The organism is Brachyspira pilosicoli (assembly GCF_019402445.1).
In the GTDB taxonomy this organism is placed as follows: domain Bacteria; phylum Spirochaetota; class Brachyspiria; order Brachyspirales; family Brachyspiraceae; genus Brachyspira; species Brachyspira pilosicoli_B.
Map to the genome: position 1 here is coordinate 1 of NZ_SRZM01000267.1, position 4,011 is coordinate 4,011.

Sequence of the window (4,011 nt, forward strand, 5' to 3'; positions counted from 1 at the left end):
TTCGTCAAAGAACCAAAAAGTGCAAATAATAAAATAATACTAATTATATTTTAATATAAATTATTAAATTAAAACTAAAACAATATAAACATAATTCAGTTTCCATACAATTATATCATTTACTAAAATAGCTTTCCAATTTATCTTCGTCTAGGTTTAGAGAAATAAGTTTTTTGCTGCTTTTCTCCCCCTTTAATATTTCTACATCTTTTTTCTTTAAATTAAGTTCACTCGATAAAAAATCTATTATTGCCTTATTCGCTTTGCCGTCTATAGCTTTGGCAGATATTCTTATATAATATATTCCATTTTCTTTTTTGAAACTATTTGATTTGGCTGATGCTGTTACTTTCACTTCTATATTCATAATACTACTTTTCTAAAATTTTGGTATTGTAAATCTAAAACCAAGAAGCACTTCATTATATATTTTTGGATTTATATCTATTAAGAATTTATATCCTACTTCCAAAGCAACCCAGCTTGTAATATGATAAACAAAACCAATACTTGCTCCAAAAGCAAGAGCATCTTGACCAGTTTTAATTTGTTCAGTAATTTCTTGATTTATAACGCTTCCAACAGAAAGTCCAAAGTAAATAGAAAGTACCGGGTAATCTCTAAGTAAAATATCGGCTCTTGTATCAAAGTCTAATTTTCTATCTGTAAAATAAAAGTTAAGGTCATAATAAAAACTTCCAAGTATATAATGCTGTCTATATGTATTATCAACTAATATACTTTGAAGAAAAGAATATTCAAATTCAAATCTAAAAGGAGATACTCTATTTTTAGACGGCACTCTATAACCTAAAGAAAAACCTCCTCCAATAAAATTAGCGAAATTAATAGTTTCACTTCCAACATTATATGCTCTATTTATATCAAATGCATAATTAAATTTAGGAGTAATATATAATTCTGCAAATATTATTTGAGGCAATATTAAAAATAAAATAACAATATATTTCTTCATCATAATCCCCTAAAAATTTAATCTCATAGAAAGAAGTACATCATGATTGAGATTAATAGCCGTATCAAGTAATAATCTATATCCAAGCTCTAAAGTAATTGTTGGATTTAAATGAAAACCAAAACTAATATTAGGTCCATACATAAAAGCAAAATTATCATTATAAGAATAGTTCTTTACAAGTCCAAACTTTTCATTTAAAGAAGATGATAAACTATAATCAATATTTCCTCCCAAAGAAAAACCTAAAGATATAGTCATTATATGCCTTTTGCCGTTTCTATATATATTATTTTCTTCTCCATCATAATTAATATAAATTAAGTTAATATCATAATAAGCATTAAAAAGCATGCTATGTATATTAATATTGTCTATATTGTTTGGATAATTATTTACTTCTAATCCATTTTTATATAAATATTCAAACTCAACTCTTATAGGAGAATATTTTGAAAGTATATTAAAATTATAACCAATACTTGCTCCAGCCCCAACAAACATATTATTATTGCCTTTTATAGAATAAATAAATTTTGGGGATATATAAACGCCATTTTGAAAAGAGTATGATATATTAGCAAATGATAAACATATTATTGTAATTATTAATATTTTTTTTATCATAATTTTTCCTTATTTTACTTATAACAAAACTAAAATAAAACTCCAATAGCAATTCTAGGAAGCGGTATAAATCTAAGCAAATATGTATATGATAATCCTATATCAAGTAAAGATATATCTATAAATGGTCTCACCCCCGTATCAATTCCCATTCCTCTTGATAAATCTATTCTAAAGCCCATCTCTCCAGCAACAAAAGCATCAAAATATATTCTATCTTTATTTATTCTATTTACTACTCCAGCTTCATTTGTAGAATATTCTTTAATTTTAGCTATATGAAGCGTAGCCCCAACTTTAGGCATTAAAAAGAAACCAGAAGCCCTATTTCTTTTATTAAAATAAAATCTCATACCAACAGATAAAGGTATTGAATATGTTTCAGTAAATTGAGGATTAGTAATATTAGTCATAAAGCTGCTTGCTATATAATTACCTAAATCTATATCTAGTTCCATTTTATTCATTATTCTGTATGTATAAGTTAATCTAAAACCAAATTTACCTTCAAAGTTTTGCTGTTTTGCATTTTTTACTATTTGAAATGGTAGGCTAAATAAAAGCGGTCTTGTTGTTGTTATAAATAAAGTAGTTCCAAAATCTATACCAAGAGAATGTCTATGCGATTTTAATCCATTTTCAAATAAAAGTATTTCAGCATTTTTATCATTAGTTAATGTTACATATGAAGGAATTTTATCTGAAGGTACTATATCTATAACATCATAATTCATTATAAAATCAGATTGAGCAAAGATGGTGTTGCTATATAAAAATAAAAAACATATTAATAATTTTTTTATCATTATAAGTCCTTAAAACCGTATAGTTACCCCAATTCTCGGAAATATTGATAGTTTAAGTGATGTTACAAAATCAACTGCAGCAGGAAAAGTTTCCCAAAGCGGTAAAAATTTTGTAATATCCACAAATCCGCTTCCAAAAAAGCCAACTCCCTCTCTAACATCTCCATACACTCCAGACATAGATGAAGTAATATAATATCCAATTTCAAACAGGGAAATATCTAGATAAGTGCGAACCTTCCAATCTTTTTTTGGAAATAAATCTATACTCCAACCTAGCTCATATGATACATAAAAAGTAGGGTCTATAGTAGAGCGTTTAGTTTTGAATCCTGTAAGTCCGTTTTGAGTTACTATATCATATATGACAGTTTCAATACCAAATCTAATAGTATTTACAAACTCTCCATTTTTACCAGATAAAAGTTTTACTCCTATTGTGATGGGCAGATAATAAAAGCTTCCTTTAAAAACGGTATTTCCTGTTAATAATGAAGCTATATCTCCTATATTGCCTGGTAAATTTGGAACTTGAGCATGATTAGTAGCTAATATTAAAGCATTTTCTGGAGTAATTGTTAGAGTATATTCTAAATGCTGAAGGGAGGCAGAAACTTCTAAACCTATTCCTTTGTATAAATAAAATGTGTAAGATATATTTGGTACATACCAGAAACTTCCTTCTGTATCAACATAATCAAAAAAAGTTAAGTAATTATCAAAGTTTATTTGAGCTATAGATGTAAACGTATCAATATTATATAAAAGATTATCAGCTAAAGGAGGAAAAATAACTGAATAACTTGGAACTGCATTTATACTTATAGACTGTCTTTTTTGTTTCCACTCATATTTATCATTATAGGAAAATGGATGCAATATGTTTTGGTATATCATTATTATGAAAGGCACATAAATAAATATACAAATAAAAATCTTTTTCATAAATATTATTAAACATATCACCCCACTAAAAAATAATTAATAAATACAGTATTTTTTATATAGGGTATTTTTGATAACTATTAGCGTCTCCTTTACCATTTAGTATATCAAGATATTCCTGTATTTTTTCTTTTTCTTTGTCAGTAACATTAGCATTTTTTACAACATCATCTACATTTGTATTTCCATCTGTTGTACCTATACCAGTAATTACTCCTAATGCATTTTCTTCACCAACTATATCTATAATTCCATTTATAGCATTTTTTTCTTCTTCATTTACTTTTACAGTATGAAGATTACTGCCGTCAGGTACTGCTATAACATAATCACCATTATTTTTATCATCTTTATATATTCCGCCAAGACCAGCTATAGTACTGTCTAATGTATAGTTTCCTTCACTGTTTCCGCCTGTTATACTAATAGTATTGCCACTTACATTAATACCATCCCAATTACCTTTTGCTAATTTATCTAAAAAGAAGTCATCTCCAGGTCCTGTTTTTGTTAAAGTAGTTTGTCTACATGATAATACAGTTATTAATATAAAAATTATATAAAATACTTTTGCTGTTTTCATTAAAAAGTCCCCAAGAATATACTTAACTATATATAAATATACAATTTTTATAAATAAAAACAATATCTTAATAG

6 protein-coding genes are annotated in these 4,011 nt (G+C 26.4%); all 6 read right to left on the bottom strand.

The features are described 5' to 3' along the window. Positions 1-115 precede the first annotated feature (115 nt). The 6 genes from E6A48_RS08670 to E6A48_RS08695 all read right to left on the bottom strand — a co-directional run bounded on the left by E6A48_RS08670 (position 116) and on the right by E6A48_RS08695 (position 3,937). Positions 116-367, bottom strand: a complete 252-nt coding sequence (locus E6A48_RS08670; RefSeq protein ID WP_219709747.1) for a DUF167 domain-containing protein — start codon at positions 365-367, stop codon at positions 116-118. A 12-nt stretch (positions 368-379) separates the two neighbouring features. Beyond that, the gene (locus E6A48_RS08675) at positions 380-976 is read right to left on the bottom strand and encodes a tia invasion determinant (RefSeq protein WP_258018585.1); all 597 of its coding nucleotides are present in this window, start codon (positions 974-976) and stop codon (positions 380-382) included. A gap of 9 nt (positions 977-985) precedes the next feature. Beyond that, entirely contained in the window at positions 986-1,603 is a 618-nt protein-coding gene (locus tag E6A48_RS08680) for a porin family protein (RefSeq protein ID WP_219709751.1), read from the bottom strand. A 29-nt stretch (positions 1,604-1,632) separates the two neighbouring features. Beyond that, positions 1,633-2,337 carry a hypothetical protein gene (locus tag E6A48_RS08685; RefSeq protein ID WP_219709754.1) on the bottom strand — a complete coding sequence of 235 codons (705 nt, stop codon included), beginning with the start codon at positions 2,335-2,337 and terminating at the stop codon, positions 1,633-1,635. An 81-nt stretch (positions 2,338-2,418) separates the two neighbouring features. Beyond that, positions 2,419-3,354, bottom strand: a complete 936-nt coding sequence (locus E6A48_RS08690) for a hypothetical protein (protein ID WP_258018587.1) — start codon at positions 3,352-3,354, stop codon at positions 2,419-2,421. Between the two features lie 55 nt (positions 3,355-3,409). Further along, entirely contained in the window at positions 3,410-3,937 is a 528-nt protein-coding gene (locus tag E6A48_RS08695) for a hypothetical protein (RefSeq protein WP_219709752.1), read from the bottom strand. Between the last annotated feature and the right edge of the window lie 74 nt (positions 3,938-4,011).

Coding starts and splice junctions, on each gene's coding strand:
- E6A48_RS08680 (WP_219709751.1), bottom strand. CDS start 1,603: ATGATAAAAAAAATATTAATAATTACAATAATATGTTTATCATTTGCT.
- E6A48_RS08675 (WP_258018585.1), bottom strand. CDS start 976: ATGAAGAAATATATTGTTATTTTATTTTTAATATTGCCTCAAATAATA.
- E6A48_RS08670 (WP_219709747.1), bottom strand. CDS start 367: ATGAATATAGAAGTGAAAGTAACAGCATCAGCCAAATCAAATAGTTTC.
- E6A48_RS08690 (WP_258018587.1), bottom strand. CDS start 3,354: ATGAAAAAGATTTTTATTTGTATATTTATTTATGTGCCTTTCATAATA.
- E6A48_RS08685 (WP_219709754.1), bottom strand. CDS start 2,337: ATGAATTATGATGTTATAGATATAGTACCTTCAGATAAAATTCCTTCA.
- E6A48_RS08695 (WP_219709752.1), bottom strand. CDS start 3,937: ATGAAAACAGCAAAAGTATTTTATATAATTTTTATATTAATAACTGTA.